The 18,181-nt window shown below is 56.7% G+C and carries 13 protein-coding genes; 8 read left to right on the forward strand and 5 right to left on the reverse strand.

What is annotated here, in order from left to right; all coding sequences use genetic code 11:
• The first annotated feature begins 1,027 nt into the window (after nt 1–1,027).
• The 3 genes from K1Y02_17875 (at nt 1,028) to K1Y02_17885 (ending at nt 4,864) form a co-directional block, all read left to right on the forward strand.
• The gene (locus K1Y02_17875) at nt 1,028–2,536 is read left to right on the forward strand and encodes a DUF2961 domain-containing protein (protein ID MBX7258236.1); all 1,509 of its coding nucleotides are present in this window, start codon (nt 1,028–1,030) and stop codon (nt 2,534–2,536) included.
• Entirely contained in the window at nt 2,533–3,900 is a 1,368-nt protein-coding gene (locus K1Y02_17880; protein ID MBX7258237.1) for a hypothetical protein, read from the forward strand. The genes K1Y02_17875 and K1Y02_17880 overlap by 4 nt, the downstream gene beginning before the upstream one ends.
• Nucleotides 3,901–4,003: 103 nt before the next feature.
• Complete coding sequence (locus tag K1Y02_17885) at nt 4,004–4,864, forward strand: HDOD domain-containing protein (protein ID MBX7258238.1); 861 nt, start codon at nt 4,004–4,006, stop codon at nt 4,862–4,864.
• A gap of 9 nt (nt 4,865–4,873) precedes the next feature.
• Here K1Y02_17885 and K1Y02_17890 read toward each other — a convergent pair whose 3' ends face one another.
• Nucleotides 4,874–5,437, reverse strand: coding sequence for a hypothetical protein (locus K1Y02_17890; GenBank protein ID MBX7258239.1), 564 nt, complete (start codon nt 5,435–5,437; stop codon nt 4,874–4,876).
• 290 nt (nt 5,438–5,727) lie between these two features.
• Here K1Y02_17890 and cysK point away from each other — a divergent pair, with 290 nt between their 5' ends.
• From cysK to K1Y02_17905, 3 genes are all read left to right on the forward strand, one after another.
• Nucleotides 5,728–6,654 (forward strand): cysteine synthase A, encoded by a 927-nt coding sequence (gene cysK / locus K1Y02_17895; GenBank protein ID MBX7258240.1) that lies wholly within the window; start codon nt 5,728–5,730, stop codon nt 6,652–6,654.
• 27 nt (nt 6,655–6,681) lie between these two features.
• Nucleotides 6,682–7,977 (forward strand): O-acetylhomoserine aminocarboxypropyltransferase/cysteine synthase, encoded by a 1,296-nt coding sequence (locus K1Y02_17900; protein MBX7258241.1) that lies wholly within the window; start codon nt 6,682–6,684, stop codon nt 7,975–7,977.
• A gap of 68 nt (nt 7,978–8,045) precedes the next feature.
• Nucleotides 8,046–9,863 carry a homoserine O-acetyltransferase gene (locus K1Y02_17905; protein MBX7258242.1) on the forward strand — a complete coding sequence of 606 codons (1,818 nt, stop codon included), beginning with the start codon at nt 8,046–8,048 and terminating at the stop codon, nt 9,861–9,863.
• A gap of 42 nt (nt 9,864–9,905) precedes the next feature.
• On the opposite strand, the gene K1Y02_17910 is transcribed toward K1Y02_17905, so the two are convergent.
• Entirely contained in the window at nt 9,906–13,235 is a 3,330-nt protein-coding gene (locus K1Y02_17910) for a hypothetical protein (GenBank protein ID MBX7258243.1), read from the reverse strand.
• 87 nt (nt 13,236–13,322) lie between these two features.
• A complete protein-coding gene (locus K1Y02_17915; protein ID MBX7258244.1) occupies nt 13,323–14,060 on the reverse strand; it encodes a DUF1080 domain-containing protein in 738 nt (245 codons plus the stop codon).
• Between the two features lie 290 nt (nt 14,061–14,350).
• Between K1Y02_17915 and bcp the strand changes: the two genes are divergently transcribed.
• Complete coding sequence (gene bcp, locus K1Y02_17920; protein ID MBX7258245.1) at nt 14,351–14,905, forward strand: thioredoxin-dependent thiol peroxidase; 555 nt, start codon at nt 14,351–14,353, stop codon at nt 14,903–14,905.
• 169 nt (nt 14,906–15,074) lie between these two features.
• Complete coding sequence (locus K1Y02_17925; protein ID MBX7258246.1) at nt 15,075–16,088, forward strand: hypothetical protein; 1,014 nt, start codon at nt 15,075–15,077, stop codon at nt 16,086–16,088.
• Between the two features lie 9 nt (nt 16,089–16,097).
• Here the strand turns inward: K1Y02_17925 and K1Y02_17930 are convergent, their stop codons facing one another.
• Nucleotides 16,098–16,907: a dihydroorotate dehydrogenase electron transfer subunit gene (locus tag K1Y02_17930; protein ID MBX7258247.1), complete on the reverse strand. Its 810-nt coding sequence runs from the start codon at nt 16,905–16,907 to the stop codon at nt 16,098–16,100.
• A 54-nt stretch (nt 16,908–16,961) separates the two neighbouring features.
• A complete protein-coding gene (disA, locus tag K1Y02_17935; protein ID MBX7258248.1) occupies nt 16,962–18,047 on the reverse strand; it encodes a DNA integrity scanning diadenylate cyclase DisA in 1,086 nt (361 codons plus the stop codon).
• Nucleotides 18,048–18,181: the final 134 nt, after the last annotated feature.

The raw sequence follows: 18,181 nt of genomic DNA on the forward strand, positions 1-18,181 counted from the left end.
CCTTCTTTTCCGTTGTCAGGCGATTTCCGCTTCCTGTCGCGCTGGCCCGGCGTGAGGCTCCGGCAAAGGATGGCTTCGAGCCGCGTGAGAAATGCTGGCGTGCCGCACGGTCTGCCCGTGTGGGGCTGTCGGCGAATAAGGGTGACGGCATATTTCCCTTTCTACAAAGGTCTGGGGCGGTCCCTGGGCTACTGCATTTCGCCTGGGTCAGTGCCGCCCTTGCTATGTTGCCCCGTCGTCGATAACGCTCTTGGAGGCAACTCATTCTATAGTAGTGGGTCTGGACAGCATCTGCAATGGCGGTTGCTTAGTCGACGTGTCCTTGTACGAGTGAATTGGGCGGCCCCGTGGTTGGCAGGGGGGTACCCGTTCAGTTTGACGATTCAAGGGTAACTCGTTGTCGGGAGAACGGTGGGTTCAACGCGAGCAAGAGAAATTTCAACCACGGATGGCACTGATGGCACGGATGACGAGCACGGGACGGCGTGTTGACGCCGCCTATATATAAGCGCAAGTTCGTTGCACTGGGAGCGGGGGGGGAGCGAGGCATTTAGCAAGGATGACCAGGATTTGCAGGATGGGGAGCGAAAAGCGTGAGTGGATTCGTGTGCGAAACGATGGAGTCGCGGGGCCGGGAAACCGCGAAAATGCAGTGTGAAGATGTGGGTGCTTCCGCGAAAGAGGGCAGTATATGCATAGGGGATAATTGTGGAGACGTGCGGTCGAGAGAGTGGCGCGGTCATGAGACCACGCCACAACAAGGGGGCGTCGATCGTCTGCCGACAAGTGTGTCGGCGGAGTGGTCCGCCTCGGCGGATCAGGAGTCCCCGCCACAACAAGTGGCTTTGCAGGAAAGGGAATGGGAAGCGTGGGGATTCACTGTGAAGCGAGGGAGTTGCGGGTTCTTGAGGCAAAGTTGAGAATGCAGCCTGTAATGCGATCGATTGGTAGTATGGTGAAGTTAGGCCAACCGTTGAGAGTGGTGCGGAGAAATCGGATGAGGTGTCAGCTCGGGGGAGGGGCAGTCATGAAGATATTCACTGGGGTAATGGCGTGTGTGCTTGTTTGCGGGGTGGCGGCGGCGCAGGACTTGGCGGGGTTGCCGGATCTGGATGTGCCGGCGATCAAGGCTGAGAATGCGTTGTGGGTGGAGAATCCGGTTGAGAAGCAGTTTCTGGCTTCGAAGACGGTGGTGGTCGCGGACCTGAAGGGTCCGGGGCGAATCGAGATGATGCATTTCGCGATGCCGGGTTCGTTGAAGTTGGGGCGTGAGGCGATTCTGCGGATCTATTGGGACGGGGCGCCGGAGCCGAGTGTGAATTGTCCGTTGGTGGATTTCTTCTGTAATCCGGCGGGACAGTACGATTCGGTGGAAACGGTCGTCTCGAATGTGCGGCGGGGGTTCAATTGTTATTGGCCGATGCCGTATCGGAAATCGGCGCGCGTGGAGGTCGTGTACGACGGCGATTTGGCGCCGGGGCCGGAGCTGCAGTCGAAGATGCCGTGTTATTCGTATGTGATGTATCGCAACTTGGATCAGGTTTCAGACAGCGCCGGTTACTTTCACGCGAATTGGCGTCAGGATGCGTTGCCTTTGGGGAAAGTTGCGTACACCGCGTTGGAGACATCGGGGAAGGGGAAGTTTGTGGGGTGGAGTGTGACGGTGCGTAAGCCGGGTTCGCCCGCTTATCTCGTGGACATGAACGAGATGTTCTATATCGACGGCGAAAGCAGTCCGTCCATTGAGTTGCAGGGGATTGAGGATTCGTTTGGTTTCAGTTGGGGGTTTCCGGAGACACAGAGCGAGTTTCTCGTGAGCGGTTATCGGAAGTATTTCCAGGGGGCAGCAGCGTACAAGTTCTTCGTGAACGATGCGATCCCGTTTGAGAAGTCGCTGCGAGTAGCCATCGATTTCGGGAAGAATGAGAACGAGACGATTAAGGGCATGGTCGGCGAGGAGGGGTATTATCACGAGTTTTCGAGCGTGTGTTATTGGTATCAGCAGACTCCGGCCGCAGTGGGGAACCTGCCGTCTCTGACAGAGCGTCAGCCCGCGCCCGACGACAATCCGGCGTGGCCGCTGAAGGAAGTGTTGCCATCGGAAAGCGAACTCCAGAAGCAGGGAACCGCGTTCTACATGCTCTGCGGGCGTGAAAAGAAAGAAGTCCTCTACGCTGAAGATGGTTTTTCGCTGGGGAAGGTTGACGGATACGGATACGCGGGGTGGCCTGGTCCGGTGTATCACACGCGCGCCAGCAAGGAGGTGTTGTCGATTGAATTGAAGGTGCCTGCTTCAGCGGCCGGGGTTCTGCGCCTCTATATTATTGACCCCGATGGATTCGGCGGAGGGCGCAAGGAAGCGATTCGTGTAGATGGAAAAGCACTGGGGGTGTTTGAAGGATTCAAACGCGGTCAATGGATCGAAATGCCGGTGGATGCTGCATCGACGCAAGACGGGACGGTGCTTGTGGAAGCGGAGAATTTGAATCCTGAGGGTAACGCGGTGATATCGATCCTGGAGTGGCGCAAGAAATGAGTACGAGCATGCGCAGATGGGCGCGGGTCTATGGCACGGCTATATGTGTCCTTGCGGCGTTCGTGGCTGGTGCCGATGAGTCCGCCTTGTCCGGGAAGAAGCTGGGGACGATATTCAACAACGACATCAATAACATCCTGTGGATGAGTTCGGGCAAGGACACAACCGTCGAGGAGTACCGGTATGCGGTGATGCGGATTCTGGATCTGAAGCCGGGAATACTGGCGCAGAATGTGGGGATGCCGGACCCCGTCATCTATCGCAGCAAGGTAGCGACGACGTGGGACAAGTACCATGCTGAGGTCACGAAAGCGGTGTGGCCAGAGACTTCGCCGGAAGACGCGGAACGGCAAGCGGCCGCCATGCGGCGGTTACTTGAGTTGGGTACGGACCCGCTTGCCATAACGATACAAGCCTGCCGGGAACGCGGAGTTCCCATTGTGGCCAGTTACCGCATGAACGCGGAAGATTTCTATCAGTGCGAGTTGGATTTGTCCGACTTCGATCGCGCGCACAAGGATTTGTGTATTCCGGGAAAGAACTGTCTGGACCCAGTGCATCCGGAGGTGTTCGCACATCGAATGGCGATCTTTACCGAAGTTGTAAGCGAGTACGACATCGACGGGATCGAATTTGATTTTCGACGTTGGTACAACATGATATCGGAGCCGCTGAAGAACTATCCGGTGCTGACGCGCATGGTGGCGGAGACACGTCATATGCTGGATGAAGCCGCAAAACGAAAGGGTCGAAAGCGTTTGTTGCTGGGGGTTCGCGTGGGGCCAATGCTGGAGGGGCCTTTTAAGAAAGAGGACTTCCCGGGTGCATACTATGGAGAGCCAACAAATGCGTCGTGTAAGAGCTTGGGCCTGGATGTAAGGACTTGGGTGGAGCAAGGGCTTGTGGACTACATCTGCCCGGCCCTGTTTTCTCCGATTGGCTTGCCTCGAACAAAGGAATTTGTGACTCTCACCAAGGGAACAGAGATAGGCGTGTATCCGACGATTTCGTATACGCCGCAATGGGCTCACTACGATGGTCCCAATCCCGAGGACGGCGACGCCATACGATTGCGGCATGTTCGAGCGATTGCCGATGAGGCGCTGGCATGTTACGACGAGGGCGCGGATGGTGTAAGTCTGTTCAATTGGTTCCCGCACCAATTTCCCGTGCCTGGGGCGGTGTATCAGGGGTGGGGCAGAAAACGGGAATGGGCTAGCACCTATACGCCCGAGTCGTTGGGATTCGGTTTGGTTCAGCAGTACATGCTTCCTAAGTTAGGAAGACCCGATGAGTTGCGAGCATGTCTCAAGGAAGATTTGCCCGCAATGCTGCGGGGTGGGGATATTGTGCCGGGCCATTGACAAGTAAGACAGCTTCGGAACTGAGGTGGGAGTTGCGCGATCCCTTCTTCGCGGATATGATGCATATAGAGTGCATAGACACCGGGCTGACAGGAGGGGATTCGTGGAGCGTTTGATGCTTCGTGATACTTTGGCGCGCATTGGGGAATTGCCGACGCTGCCAACGGTACTCAACAGTATATTGGATGCGTTGGCAGAGCCGGATACGTCCGCGTTGGACCTGGGACGCCTGATAGCTGCCGATCAGAGTCTATCGGCAACTTTGTTGCGGCAGGCGAATTCAGCATATTACGGCTTCTACCGGACCATCAGCAGCGTACCGAATGCGGTGGTGGTGCTGGGATTCCGGGATGTGCAGAATCTCGTGTTGACGGCTTCTGTTTTCCGAGCCTTTCCTTCTGAGGGTTCTGCCTACAACCGGAGCCAATTGTGGCGTCATTCCCTGGCGACGGCCATGCTTTGCGAGCGGCTGGCGAAGGCATTGCGCTTTTCCCCGGACGCGACATTCTTCAGTGCGGGGCTATTGCACGATATCGGCAAGGTCGCCTTGGACTCTATCTATCCGAAAGCGGTCTCCGAAATCGTGACACGCGCGCGTGATGAACGGCGGCCGGTGCGGGCGATTGAAAAAGAGGTCTTTGGACTTGACCACGCCGAGGTGGGAGGCGTGTTGGCCGAGCACTGGAATCTACCTACTGCTCTCGCCGAAGGTATTCGTTGGCATCATGACTCGGAATCCACGACGTCGGCCCAGCAGCTTGCGCGCATGGTGTCCGTCTCGAATCATTTCGCGTACCTCGCCGGGTTGGGTGAGACGGAGATGGATACTGAGATCGAAGTACCGACAGCGGCCATGCAGGCGCTTGGAGTCACGGAAGAAATGTCGTCGCTTCTCGTTGAAGAGATGCGCGGGGCGAACTCCCGCGTCGACGCCTTATTGGGAGCCATTGCCGAGGAAGCCTAAGAGAAATATCTAGCGGCTTAGTTCCCGCTCAATGGCTTGCCGAAGCGGTTCGAGGGTGGGCAAGTGCTCCGAGGGGTCCTCGAAATAGGATTGCGCCCACTGCAAAACCGTTTCAATGACGTTCACGCGCCACCGGGTTTCGGGGCGGCTTAATTCGTCCCGTAGATATAGAATGTCCCGAAGCAGACACTTGCGTTCGTCGCCGTCCAGAGGCGCAAACTCGGCTTCCTGTAGCAACTGCTCCATAAGAACCGGGACGTCGGCGAGCGCAGCCTCCAATTCGCCGGGCTGAGGCGGGAACCGCAGGTTGAATTCGTAGCGATTTTCCACTAAGTCAATCCCATTTGCGGTGATACGTGCGGCCGCAAACCAGGGTGGATTGTACCCAATCATCAATTCCACGAAACCTTTGTCGCCGAGATAGTGAATATTGGCGAGCAAATCTTCCCGGGGAACGGAGCCGTCCTCCAAAACGTCCTCCGGGGTCAGCATCTCAAGAGGGTCCTTGAGGTAGTGTTCGTAGAGTATGGTCAAAAGTCTACGGCGTACAGACTTGGGCGTGATTGTGGACATAGTGACGGGATTATAGCAGCCTGAGGCACACGACAAAAGGGGTGCAAGAGCGGCGGGGTAATGACGGGAGAAATTAAACTTGCATTACTCGATTATTTTGATATAGAATTTGCGAGATCCCGGTGAACTACAAGTCCAAGCGGACGTTGACTCAACGGTAGCACGGTGTTACCATCGCGCAATCCTTCCCAGGACTGGCGGCATAACTGAGAGCCGTGCTTAACCGTGTGCCGGGGACTTGTGTGCAGTGACACAAAAGGCAAAGCGATACGATTCGGAGGACGACGGAAATGCGAGTCTACGACGACGCCAGTTTTAGTATTGGAAACACCCCATTGGTCCACCTTCAGCGCATTGGCAAGGGTTTGAAGGCCAAAATCTTGGGTAAGATTGAGGGAAGGAACCCTGCTTATTCAGTGAAATGCCGGATAGGCGCGGCCATGATTTGGGACGCCGAGAAGCGGGGCGTACTCAAGCCAGGTGGCACCCTAGTGGAGCCGACATCGGGAAATACGGGAATCGCGTTGGCGTACGTGGCGGCGGCACGCGGGTATAAGCTGGTTCTGACGATGCCGGAGACCATGAGCCTTGAGCGCCGGGCGATGTTGAAGGCTTTTGGTGCGCAACTGGTGTTAACTCCAGGCGAAAAGGGAATGCCAGGCGCCATCGCTCAGGCCGAGGCCATTCTGCAGGAGAACCCGGACTATTTCTTGCCGCAACAGTTCAAGAATCCGGCGAATCCGGAGATTCACTTCAAGACCACCGGACCTGAGATCTGGAACGATACAGATGGGCAGGTCGATGTGTTTGTTTCGGGCGTTGGAACCGGTGGAACGATCACGGGGACGACGCGTTATCTGAAGCAAGAGAAGGGGAAGAAAATCCTCTCAGTCGCGGTGGAACCGTCGGCGTCGCCAGTGTTGTCTGGCGGTAAGCCGGGTCCGCATAAGATTCAGGGTATTGGAGCCGGGTTCAAGCCGGATGTGCTCGACCTGAGTCTCGTAGACCGCATAGAGCAAGTAACGAATGAAGAGGCCTTCGAGATGGCGCGGCGGTTGACGCGCGAAGAAGGACTAATCTCTGGAATAAGCTGCGGCGCGGCGGTGGCCGTTGCGGCGCGCCTAGCGGCCCAAGATGAATTTGCCGGGAAGACCATCGTAGTAGTACTTCCCGATTCCGGCGAGCGTTATCTGTCGACCCCATTGTTTGAAAACTAAAAAAGAAGAGCACGGAGAAAAAAGTACATGTCTGAGAACGCTTACCGTTTGGGCACCCTCGCACTGCACGGCGGGCAATCGCCCGATCCTACGACGAACGCGCGCGCAGTTCCCATTTACCAGACAACGTCATACGTGTTTAACAGTCCAGAACATGCGGCGCGCCTGTTCGGTCTGGAAGAGTTTGGCAACATCTACTCGCGGATCATGAACCCGACGGTAGACGTGTTTGAGAAACGCATGGCCGCGCTTGAAGGCGGAGTAGGGGCGCTGGCGCTTTCGTCGGGCTCGTCGGCGGTAACGTTGGCATGTTTGAACATCTGCAAGTCAGGCCAGAACTTTGTGTCGTCACAGACGCTCTACGGCGGCACGTACAATCTGTTTGCGCATACGTTCAAGGATTTGGGAATCGACGTGCGATTTGTCGACGCGAGCAACGCCGCGAACTTTGCGAAAGCTATCGACGACAAGACCCGGTTCCTGTACATCGAATCCATCGGGAACCCGGCTGGCGATGTGGTCGACTTCGAAGCGATCGCCAAAGTTGCCCATGATCATGGGATTCCGCTTATTGTCGACAACACGGTAACGTCGCCGCTGCTGTTTCGTCCGTTTGAGCACGGTGCGGATATCGTGGTGCATTCCGCGACGAAGATCATTGGCGGTCACGGCACAAGTATTGGCGGCGTCATCGTCGACAGCGGGAAGTTCGATTGGAACAACGGCAAGTTCCCCGAACTGACCGAACCAAGCGAGAGCTATCACGGGCTGAAGTTCTATGAAGCGCTGAAGCCTATCGGGAACATCTCGTACATCATCAAGGCGCGCGTGACTCTGTTGCGCGACATGGGGCCTTGCCTCTCGCCGTTTAATGCATTCCTTCTGCTCCAGGGGCTGGAGACGCTGCACTTGCGCGCGCCGCGGCACTGCGAGAACGCGCTGAAACTCGCGCAGCATTTGGAAGCGCATCCGAGCGTGGAGTGGGTAAACTACCCTGGCCTGAAGAGTCACGGCGACTATGCACGAGCGCAGAAGTATCTGCCGAAAGGCCAAGGTGCGATCTTCGTGTTTGGGATCAAGGGCGGCCTGGAAGCGGGCAAGAAGTTCATTTCGAACGTGAAACTGGCGTCTCACCTTGCGAACGTGCTCGACGCGAAAACGCTGGTGATTCATCCGGCGTCGACCACGCATCAGCAGCTTAATGCGGCGGAGCAGGAAGCGGCGGGGGTAACACCCAACATGGTGCGCGTGTCCGTGGGTCTTGAAGACATTGAGGACATCATTGCGGACTTCGATCAGGCGTTGGCGGCAGCGGGAAAGTAACCTCGAAGCGACTTTGATGATTTCTGGCAATTTAGACGGACAAGGCGAACCGAAGCGAAGCGGTAGGTATGGCTGACGAAGGTTCGGTAGGCATAGTCGAGACGAAGTACTTCACGTTTGCGCATCCGCCAAACGCGTTGGAGTTGGACTGCGGACGAAAGTTGGGTCCCGTTACGCTCGCATATGAGACGTACGGGGAACTCAACGCGGACAAGTCCAATGCGATCTTGATTGTGCATGCCTTGTCGGGCGACGCCCATGCGGCCGGGTACCATAAACCCGAGGATCGAAGACCGGGGTGGTGGGACAACATGATTGGCCCCGGCAAGGGCTTCGACACCAACAAGTATTTCGTCATTTGCTCCAACGTGCTCGGTGGATGCCAAGGCTCCACCGGGCCTTCTTCGATCGATCCTGAAACGGGCAAACCTTACGGTTTGTCGTTTCCCATTATCACGATCGGTGACATGGTGCGCGCACAGCGCGAGCTGATTCGACACCTTGGAATCGAGAAGCTGCTATCCGTCGCAGGCGGTTCGATGGGCGGTATGCAGGCCATGGAATGGATGACACGCTATCCCGATCTGATGAAGTCATCCATCGTTATCGCATCGACTCCACTTCTGAATGCGCAAGGGATCGCGTTCGATGCCGTGGGGCGTCATGCCATTCAGGCGGATCCGGCGTTCAATGAGGGCGACTATTACGATAGCGACGAACATCCCGCGCAAGGGCTTTCCATTGCGCGTATGCTCGCGCACATTACCTATTTATCGGACGCGTCGATGCGCGCGAAGTTTGGGCGAGCTTTGCGCAAGGCTGAGCGGTATAGCTTCGACTTTGGTAGCGAGTTCTCGGTGGAGACGTATCTTGATTACCAAGGGGAACAGTTCGTCAATCGGTTTGACGCAAACAGCTATCTTTACATAACGAAGGCGATCAACTACTTCGACGTGGCCGCACCCTATGGATCGCTGGACAACGCGATGGCACGCGTAAACTGCAAAGTCATGGTGTTGTCGTATTCGTCAGATTGGCTCTACCCGCCGTATCAGTCCCAGGAAGTTGTTAATGCGTTGACGCGTCAGCGCAAGGACGTGACCTACTGCAACATCCAATCGGATTATGGTCACGATGCGTTCTTGTTGGAAGTGGACGTGATGAAAAAGATCATCAGCGGCTTCTTAGAGAACACGATGAATCCGATGAGCGAACGCAGGGGGAGACCGGCCAAAGTCGATTCCGAAGCGGAATTGGGACCGCCGCCGACGTTTACTTCGAGCATCTACGAAGGGCATCGTGTCGACTACGACATGATCGTGGACCTCGTTGACAGCGGCAGCCGAGTCTTGGATATCGGTTGCGGCGATGGAGAATTGCTGGAAGAACTCGTAGCTCAGCGCCGCGTGGACGGCATGGGATTGGAGTTGGCTCAGGGAAATATCGTGAGCTGTATTCGCCGAGGTGTTTCTGTCGTTCAGGCTGACATCGGAGACGGTTTGTCTGGAATGCCGGATGACAGTTTCGACTACGTTATCCTGAGCATGACGTTGCAGGTCCTTCGAAAGCCGGAACAGGCGCTCCGCGAGATGCTGCGCGTGGGGCGGAAGTGTATCGTGAGTTTTCCGAACTTCGGGTTCTGGAAGGTGAGGGCCAAGATGGTCGTGCTGGGCCGCGCTCCCGTAACGCGCAACCTTCCTTATGCGTGGTATATCAGTCCAAACCGCCACGTGCTTTCGATCAACGATTTCCGAGACTACTGCGCGATGCGCGACATCCGCATCGAACGTGAAATTCCGCTCAATCGCAAGGGCTTGGGCTGGACCGCGCGCATGTGGCCCAACTTGCTCGCAGACGAAGCGGTCTATGTAATTACGCAGCGTTAACCGCAATTCTGGCTGGTTAGCGCTCTACACACCTGCAAGACGTTAAGGTTGCACCATGGGGATTTCGTAGCGCTCTGGAAGGTCGAGCACGACGCGCGTCATTGATGCCGTGGTTTGTGATTCTGCCCCGACGCGAATGGTGTGGTCGCCTTCGCTGATTTCCAATGCTGGAAGCGAGTCGCCAATGATCTCTGCCTCAACAAAAGCCGGGCCGTAGCGCAGCCAAGCGTCTCCGGGGTAGAGGAAGGCATATTGTCCAGCCGTAAGCGTTCCCGCGTATGGGATTCGAGCGCCGTCAATCTCGATCCAGGGGTTTGACAGACTCTGTGTATCGACGGCGCGCAGCGCTTTGACGTCGTCTATCGCGCAGGTGACGCCTGTGTTGGCCGGGAGGCCATTGTAGTAGAAGCTGAGCGTACGCACTTTACCGTAGTTCATGGGGTCTATCTCGGGCCGCGGCAATTGCTGGTAGCGCCAGCCTTCGTAGTCGTTGGCGATGTACCAGTCGGTGGCCTTTTCGCCGTCGGTGAGTTGCAGTTTGAACTGCCCGCCTTTTCCATCGCCGCGCAGCCAGAAGCCAATCGCCTTGAACCAAGAGAGGTCGAGAGGCGGATCGAAGGCTTTCGTGACGACGGACCAGCCGTCTGGAGAAGGCCTTGTGCTTGTGGCGGTGTATTCGGCGCAGGCTCCGCCTTCCTTTGCTTCTGAGAACTGTGCAAGGCGTTGCGAGACTCCGTCGAGCGTTGCGCCTCCTTGTCCTCCTTCGATAACGGTTACCGGTGTGCTTGGAGCGGGGGTGTTGAGGTAAGGTGCGAGGTCGTCGAATCCCTCGAGCAGAACGGCATCGGCACTTCGGTAAGATGGTCCGGCGATGGTCCATGGCGTAGACACAACGCGGAATTGTACGCCGACTTTTGCGGGACCCTTTGGAACGTGGATGGACCACGTGGCGGTTTGCGGATAGGCCGGATCGATCGTGTGCCAGGGCTGATAGTCCACCCGTTGAAACGTTTCGTGACCGGGTGTTCCCACAAGGCGAAACTCGCGGCGATGTTCGCGAAGGCTTTCGCGTTCCTCGGGCTGTTTGACTCCGGCAAGAATCGGCTCGACGCGGAAGCGCTCGCGCATATCTTCCGGCACTCTTCCGCTGAGGCGCAACTTCTCATAGCGTGATATCAGGTCGAGAATCGCGCCCGTAAACGGATGGTTTGCCGCCGCGCCACACGAAACCTGAAAAGACATGGATGAGTTGTAGCCGATGGTCGCGCCGAGGATGTACTCAAACATGTCAGGAGTGGCAGTCGGATCGTAACCGTAGTACCAACCGATGTCGAGAGGCATGGCATCGCGTTTGAAGGCGTCAAACCAACCGGAGCGTTCGTCCAGGTATGCCTTCAGATCGTCGTGACCGTCGGCCGATGCACTGCGAGAAAGCATATGCCAAGAATAGTGGCTATAGCTGCTTGCTTGGAGAAGAATGTCCTTGCGCGTCAGCTTGTCGTAGAAGCCCTTGATCAATCGCGCGTTGTAGTACCAGTGCTCTCCTTGGAGCCATTCGGAACCGTCAAAGTAGAGCATATCGACATCGCAAGCGTTGGCGACTTTGGCCATGTTGCTGGTCACTTCGTCGAAGAGCGTGGAGTCCATGTCGTGCAAGAAGTACCCGTAGGTGCGTTTTAGATGGCGAATGGTCTCACCCTTGGTGTGCGGAGCGGGTGCGGTACCAAAATAGCCGCGCTGGCACGATTTGAAGCCCAAAGGGGATTCCATGCTTCGCGAGCCGTATGCAATGAGTTCGTCACCAATCTGGATGATGGTGCCATAGCCCATGTATCCGCCATCCTCGGCGGGAAAAGCATCGGGAGCGGCAATGGTGGGTACGAAGTCGGAGTCAGCAGTGACATCTTCGGCGAGTTCTGTCGAGTGGTCGCGGACAAGCCTCGGATCGGGTATGGGGGTGAGATAGGGATCGTTGGGATAGATTGACGCGCCCAAGAAGTGGAACCCTACGCGAAAACCATCCTTTTTGAAGCGCTGTACCGTTCGAGCCAGAGTCTCAATCCCACCAGGAAACGCCTTGTCGTTGACTTCGTAATGCCCGGTGGAACGAGTCCATGAGTCTTGAAGTATGAGGATAGTGCCGAATCCACCACGGCGCGCCATATTGACCACCGTGTCGTATTCGGGCTCGCTGAAACTGGTGATGAACAGATAGGACTGTTTGATCAGTGGGGAGGTCTTGATGGGACGACCTTCATACGCTGGACAAGGAAGTCCCACGTGATTCTCGAATTGCTGCATAACGTCATAAAACGTGTCGTCGCTGCTGACGAGAAGACCGAAGCGCGCGGGCAATAGTCCGTGGGCTGCACTGGTTTCAAGCGAGAGAGTGGGTTGGGGCTTCGTGAAGAAACGCGAGTGCTCTGGCTCAAAATCTTCGAGCAGTACAGCTTCTTCTATCCCGTTGCGCACTATGATTGCCTCTACACGATCGATGAGGCAGGTAACCGTCGCATTGGCGGGAAGGCCGTTGTAGTAGACGTTGAGCGCGGATATGTGCTCCGGCTTGATCGTGTTGTAGGGGATCTCGGTTAGCGTGACCTGGCGCCACCCCGTGAAGTCGATGGGCAAGTACGTGTCGCGGTAGCCGCCGGAACCGTCATAGAGTTGGAACTTCAGCAGTTCGCCCTGTCCATCGCCGTTCACCCACGCACGGATGGCTGTAATGCCCGTGAGATCGAGCGGACGGGGTAGATATCGGCCGGACACACTCCAACCGGCTGGCTTGTCTCCCGAGGTTGCGGTGAAGCGTGCTGCTCCAATCCCGGATTTGGCGTCGGTTGTGGGTGTAATCGTGTGACTACACCCCGCGCTATCGCCGTCCTGACTGTCGAGTGTTTGCGAAAATGCATGGATGTTGGGTTCCGCGGCGGAGAGGGTCACCACCTTTGAACCTGAGCGGCACGCGTTCACGTTTGTCATGAGTTCCGCGTTTTCAGGCACTCCGAGGCTGAAGAGATTGACGCGAGTTGTCTCTTTGGGGACTTCTAGTTGAATGAGTTCAAATACGGCAAAACCGCTTTGGGGAGTCACCCTATATACGGCGTAGGCTCCCTCTTTGAATTGAATCTTCAGTTCGGGACCGTCTTGTGCGACGGATTCCGGCAAGAGGACTTCCTGTGAAGTACCGAGTGTGACAATGGGGTGTTCCGATTTCGGCCACGGGGCCTGTTCGCCCGATAGGTTCAGAGTGGCATAACCCAGGGTGTCGATGGTGAGTTTTGCAGCGCCCAAGTCGAACACGGCATCGGCGTATGCCAGTATGGGAAGTAGCAGAGATAATAGCGCGTATCGCGTAACCGTGCGGCTCATGACGATTCCCCCCCGGAGTTTCACAGAGCGTAAATGGGAAACCGGCACGGGGTGCGTTCGTTATCCCCGTGCCGGCAAAGTCGAAAATCAGTCCTTCAACTCGCGAACCCACACATTGCGGAAGAGAACCGGGTTGCCGTGGTCCTGTAGCTCGATGGGGCCTTTGTCACCGTGCGGCGAATAGGGCGTGACGGAATGCGATCCACGCCAGCCTGTGCCGCCGGTCAGTTGGTAGTTGTCGTGAACCAATACGCCATTGTGAAAGACGGTGAAGGTGGCGGGTTTGACGACGCGCTTGCCCTTGAAGACGGGGCGATGGAAGATGATGTCGTAGGATTGCCATTCACCGGGCTTGCGGCATGCGTTGACCAACGGCTTGTTTCTTCCGTAAATGGCCGAGCATTGGCCGTCGAAGTAGGTGGTGTTTTCGTAGGAATCGAGCACTTGTACTTCGTAGCGGCCCATGAGGAAGACGCCGCTGTTACCGCGGCCTTGCCCTTCACCTTCGGCGGGCACGGGCGTGGCGAATTCGACGTGAAGCTGACACGAACCGAACTCCTGTTTGGAGCGAATCATGCCGGAGTCTTTTACGGGGGACATGGCGCCGTCCTTGACAATCCACTTGGTTTGCTCACCTTCCTTCGTGGAGGTCCAGTTGTCAAGGTTCTTGCCATCGAAGAGGACTGTGGCGTCAGACGGGGCCGTCCCGGGGACTTCCTGGGTGCTACACGTTCCGGGAGTGATGATGGGAGGTGGAGCCGACTTGGCGGGGTCTGTCTCATGGACCATGACGCCGTCAATGGTCATGTAATAGACCTTTTCCATTTTGCCTTCGCTGTTCTTCTCCATCTGAGACCATTCTTTGATCTTGGGCTTGGAAGATCGCGCATCGGCGTAGGGCGCAGCGATCATCACGAACGCGGCGCAAGCGGCCAGCCACACCAGTTGTCGTCTCATCATCGTCTCTCCTCGCGGTTGAGGGCGCGGAGCCATCCCCGTGCCACCCCAAAATAAGTACACCACTCCCCAACTGGCGTTGAGGCGCGTTTGGCATAGCGTACGCCATTTGCAGGTCGATTCTCTAGTGGAGGCCGCAGATTCCGACGGCAGCGGAAATGACTGACTGGCAGGCAGTGTTCTCTCTGAAGACACGCAGATCACGCGCTATTCAGGAGGAATGCTATATGGCGAGCGAGAGTTCGGGAGTACCCGCGGTTGGATCAAAGGCGCCCTCTGTGGCCCTTAAATCGACCGACGGAAAGAACGTGTCCTTATCTGACTTCAAAGGCAAGTCGGTGGTGTTGTATTTCTACCCCAAGGATGACACGCCAGGCTGCACGATTGAGGCAAACGAGTTTCAGGCCAGTATCAAGGACTTCGAGAAGGCCAATGCGGTCGTGGTGGGGGTCAGTCCGGACAGCGTGGAATCTCACTGCAAGTTCGCGAACAAATATGGACTTAACTTCATACTCTTGGCCGACGAGGAGCACGCCGTGGCCGAGAAGTATGGGGTGTGGGTTGAGAAGAACAACTACGGCAAGAAGTACTGGGGAATTCAACGCGCAACGTTCCTGATAGACGGCGACGGTAAGGTTGCCAAAGTCTGGCCCAAGGTGAAGGCGGAAGGACATGCCGCTGAGGTGCTGGAAGCGGTAAAAGATCTGAAATAGTCGAACTGTGAAAGCGCATTTTCAAGCCGTCCGGCACAAACCGGGCGGCTTTGCTTTTGTCCTGGGCAGGAGTGATGGTACGATTTGTAAGGGCTGTCCTCGGGACATCCCCGGTGGCGTAACGTGGTTGGAAACCAGGGAGCGGACGTGCTCCCGAATACGAGTCTGAATGAACAAGAAAGCGTTCGTTATATCGGCGGCATTTCTGTTGGTCGGAGTGGCTGCGGCGGTTGTGGGTATTTGGAGCTATCTCTCTTCCACCCCGGCGAAGACCAGTATGAGGACCGTTCCCGATTCTCAGGCGATGGGAAATGCTGTTCCCAAGCCGGAGACGGCATCCAAAGATGTCGACCAGAAACCGGAGCAGAAGTCGGATCAGAAGCCGGAGCCAGTAAAACTGGCTGAATCGATGAAGAGGGTGGAATCGAAGCTGGCCGAAGCCAAGCAACGCGAGGCCTCCAAACCGATTGTGCCAGCCCGCTCAGGAAGCACGAGGCCGGCCTCCCAGGTGCCCATTCGATCCTCCACGGCGCCGACTTCTCAGCCCAAGGATGTTACGCCGCAGGATGAGACACCGGAAGAGGCTCCAATCCAGGAGGAAGCTCCCCAAGCTCCAGTAGAGCAGACGAGTGGCTTCTCGGCGGAGAAGCTGAATGCGTTGGCCCTTGGCATGACCTACGAGCAGGTTGCGCTGACGCTTGGGGAGGCGGGACGCATTCTTGGCGAGGGTCTAGCGGTACCGTTTCAGCCGATCGGCTGGGCAACTGTGGAATGGGGAAGCAGGGAAAAGGGTCTATTCACAGCCACCTTCAACGAAGATGAGCAGCTCGTCGCTGTGGATACGTTTAACGTGCCCGGGACCGAGGCGCTCGCGGCAGTGCCTGCGAACGCGGTTCGCACGTGGCTCAACAACGCCATGGCTCAGGAGCGGTTGGCCGTTCGTGTGCCGGTGGTCGTGACGAAACCCAGCGGACCCGGCAATTATGAATACAGTGCGGCGTTGGTGAGTCAGTCCGGGGTCGAAGTGGGCGAAATTGCAGGGTTCTATCATCTGGGCGACGGAGCTACGACGTACGCGGCGGAAGACCAACAACCCTATACCCGGTTGCTGGAGGGTGTCTACGAAGTCGTCTGGGAAGACGGCAGCAACACTAGCGATTCGTTTTCGCTTGTGGAGTATTGACGCCTGTGGTCAACGATCGTAGGCAAATCGATGGGCTTCCCAATCGATGATGGTGGTATCGAATACCGGCCCGTCGTAGCAGACACGAACGCGCCGTTCGCCTTCGGATTCTCTCGTGGCTTCCACGACACAACCCAAGCACGCACCGTCGCCGCAGGCCATTTGTGCCTCAAGGGATACGAGGCATTCCGCGCCCGCCTGCACCGCCACATCTGACGTGGTTTTCATCATGATCATGGGACCGCAGGCGTATACGCGCGTTCCTGGTCCGGGATTGAGCCTGGCCAGCATCTGGGACGCATAGGCCTTCTCGCCGGCAGAACCATCATCCGTCGCAACGTGAACCGTGCAACCCAATTCGCGGAACTCGTCTTCGCAGAGAATGAGATGCTTGCTGCGCGCTGCGAGAATGACTTCGGGGATGATTTTGCACTCGCGAACCAGCGCGTCGGCCAGCGCGGGAAAAGTCGCGACGCCTATACCGCCTGCAACGATGATGTGTCGCGACGCCGTGGCGTCGAGAGGAAAACCGTTGCCCAATGGACCTTGAATCCCCACGGTTTGCCCAGGGAGCAGGCGCGACATGATATGCGTGCCTTCACCTTCGACCTTGTAGAGGATTGAGATCGAGTCTTCGCGAATTCGCTCGAAGCACATCGGCCTGCGCAAGAATGGGTAAAGCGATTCGCTCACTTGAATCATGCAGAATTGGCCGGGGCGAGCCGCATGCGCGATGGCGGGCGCGTGCAGGGTCATCCGGCATTGTTCAGGAGCAATCTCTCGGTTGCTTTCAATTTGGCAGTCAAGCAGGTATCGCACGGTCAGGCACCAACTCCATTCTTCATTTTTATAGGGACTAAAACGACAGGTTCTTTAACGACGGCCGCGATCCAACGCCAATTGGCTGCGCAGGCTGTTCAAGCTCAAGCGAATGCGTTCCGCAAGCACTTCTCCGACACCATCCACTTCGCACAATTCCTCTTTGGGGGCGCGCATGATTTGCTGCAGCGATCCGAACTTGGCTACGAGGTTGTCAATCAACTGCGGAGTCAAGCGGCGAGTCTGCATGAGCAAACGATACCCGCGCGAGGTGAGATAAGTGTCGATACTTTTCAGGTTCGGGCCATAGCCAAGGGCCTGGCTGATACTGCTCAGATTGAGCAGGTCCTGCTGACTGAGCTCCGAGATTCGTTCTTGAACCTGTTCGAACTTCAAACCGCCCTTATCGCGGTAGTAGTCTTTTGCCACGAGTTCCGCTTCTTCGAGCGGAATCACGAGTTCCTTAAGCTGCATGGCGATGAGGCGGCCTTCGATTCCAAGCTCAAGTATGTTGGGCTCGATTTCCTGGGCAATGCGCACGACCATCTCACAACGTTGGACGGCCTTGCACACGTCGAAAATGGTCACGACGTCTTCGAATTCGCGCGTGCTGAGATCGGTAGTGGCTTGCTCCAAAACACGGATGTACTTTTCCAACGTGTTGATTGCCTGCATGGACTTGTTCAGGAGCGTGGGGATGGTGTCCAGGACGTGCTTGGTGTCCTGCACGTAGAGCGTAACCGTAGAGCGACGTTCCGAGACCGCGACGACGGTGCATCCGGCCTGGCGAGCGATACGTTCCGCGGCGCGGTGGCGGGTTCCCGTTTCGTCCGTGGGAATGGAGCTGTCTGGCTTGAGGAACCGGTTTGCAAACAGGATGCGCGAGGCGTCTTCGCTGAGGATTATCGCGCCGTCCATTTTCGCCAACTCATACAGCAGTTGCGGTGTCACGTCGACGTTGATCTCAATTCCACCTTCCGAGAGATCGCCCAGTCGTTTGGGCTCGCCGATGCACAGCAGGGCGCCGTTGCCACTTTGAAGAATTGCCGCGATGGCCTCGCGCAGAATCGTGCCAGGTGAGACCATTGTGATTGCGTCGCGCAAGGCGGCCTTGCCGATTTTCTTTGGTTTGCGTGCCATGCTTTCCCCGTCGGTTCTTACTTACTTCAATTCTATGTGCGTTCCAAGGCCAAGTCGATAGCGTGCGACACGCGGTTTACCGGGAGTATCTCTACCTCCGATTCCCGGATGTCCGCGGCGCAACTCTTGGGAAG

It is taken from the genome of Candidatus Hydrogenedentota bacterium, assembly GCA_019695095.1.
GTDB lineage: Bacteria > Hydrogenedentota > Hydrogenedentia > Hydrogenedentales > SLHB01 > JAIBAQ01.

What these genes read in the sequence shown, in the direction of transcription:
- bcp (MBX7258245.1), top strand. Translation starts at nt 14,351, where the DNA reads ATGACTGACTGGCAGGCAGTGTTCTCTCTGAAGACACGCAGATCACGC.
- K1Y02_17875 (MBX7258236.1), top strand. Translation starts at nt 1,028, where the DNA reads ATGAAGATATTCACTGGGGTAATGGCGTGTGTGCTTGTTTGCGGGGTG.
- cysK (MBX7258240.1), top strand. Translation starts at nt 5,728, where the DNA reads ATGCGAGTCTACGACGACGCCAGTTTTAGTATTGGAAACACCCCATTG.
- K1Y02_17925 (MBX7258246.1), top strand. Translation starts at nt 15,075, where the DNA reads ATGAACAAGAAAGCGTTCGTTATATCGGCGGCATTTCTGTTGGTCGGA.
- K1Y02_17905 (MBX7258242.1), top strand. Translation starts at nt 8,046, where the DNA reads ATGGCTGACGAAGGTTCGGTAGGCATAGTCGAGACGAAGTACTTCACG.
- disA (MBX7258248.1), bottom strand. Translation starts at nt 18,047, where the DNA reads ATGGCACGCAAACCAAAGAAAATCGGCAAGGCCGCCTTGCGCGACGCA.
- K1Y02_17880 (MBX7258237.1), top strand. Translation starts at nt 2,533, where the DNA reads ATGAGTACGAGCATGCGCAGATGGGCGCGGGTCTATGGCACGGCTATA.
- K1Y02_17900 (MBX7258241.1), top strand. Translation starts at nt 6,682, where the DNA reads ATGTCTGAGAACGCTTACCGTTTGGGCACCCTCGCACTGCACGGCGGG.
- K1Y02_17890 (MBX7258239.1), bottom strand. Translation starts at nt 5,437, where the DNA reads ATGTCCACAATCACGCCCAAGTCTGTACGCCGTAGACTTTTGACCATA.
- K1Y02_17915 (MBX7258244.1), bottom strand. Translation starts at nt 14,060, where the DNA reads ATGGAAAAGGTCTATTACATGACCATTGACGGCGTCATGGTCCATGAG.
- K1Y02_17910 (MBX7258243.1), bottom strand. Translation starts at nt 13,235, where the DNA reads ATGAGCCGCACGGTTACGCGATACGCGCTATTATCTCTGCTACTTCCC.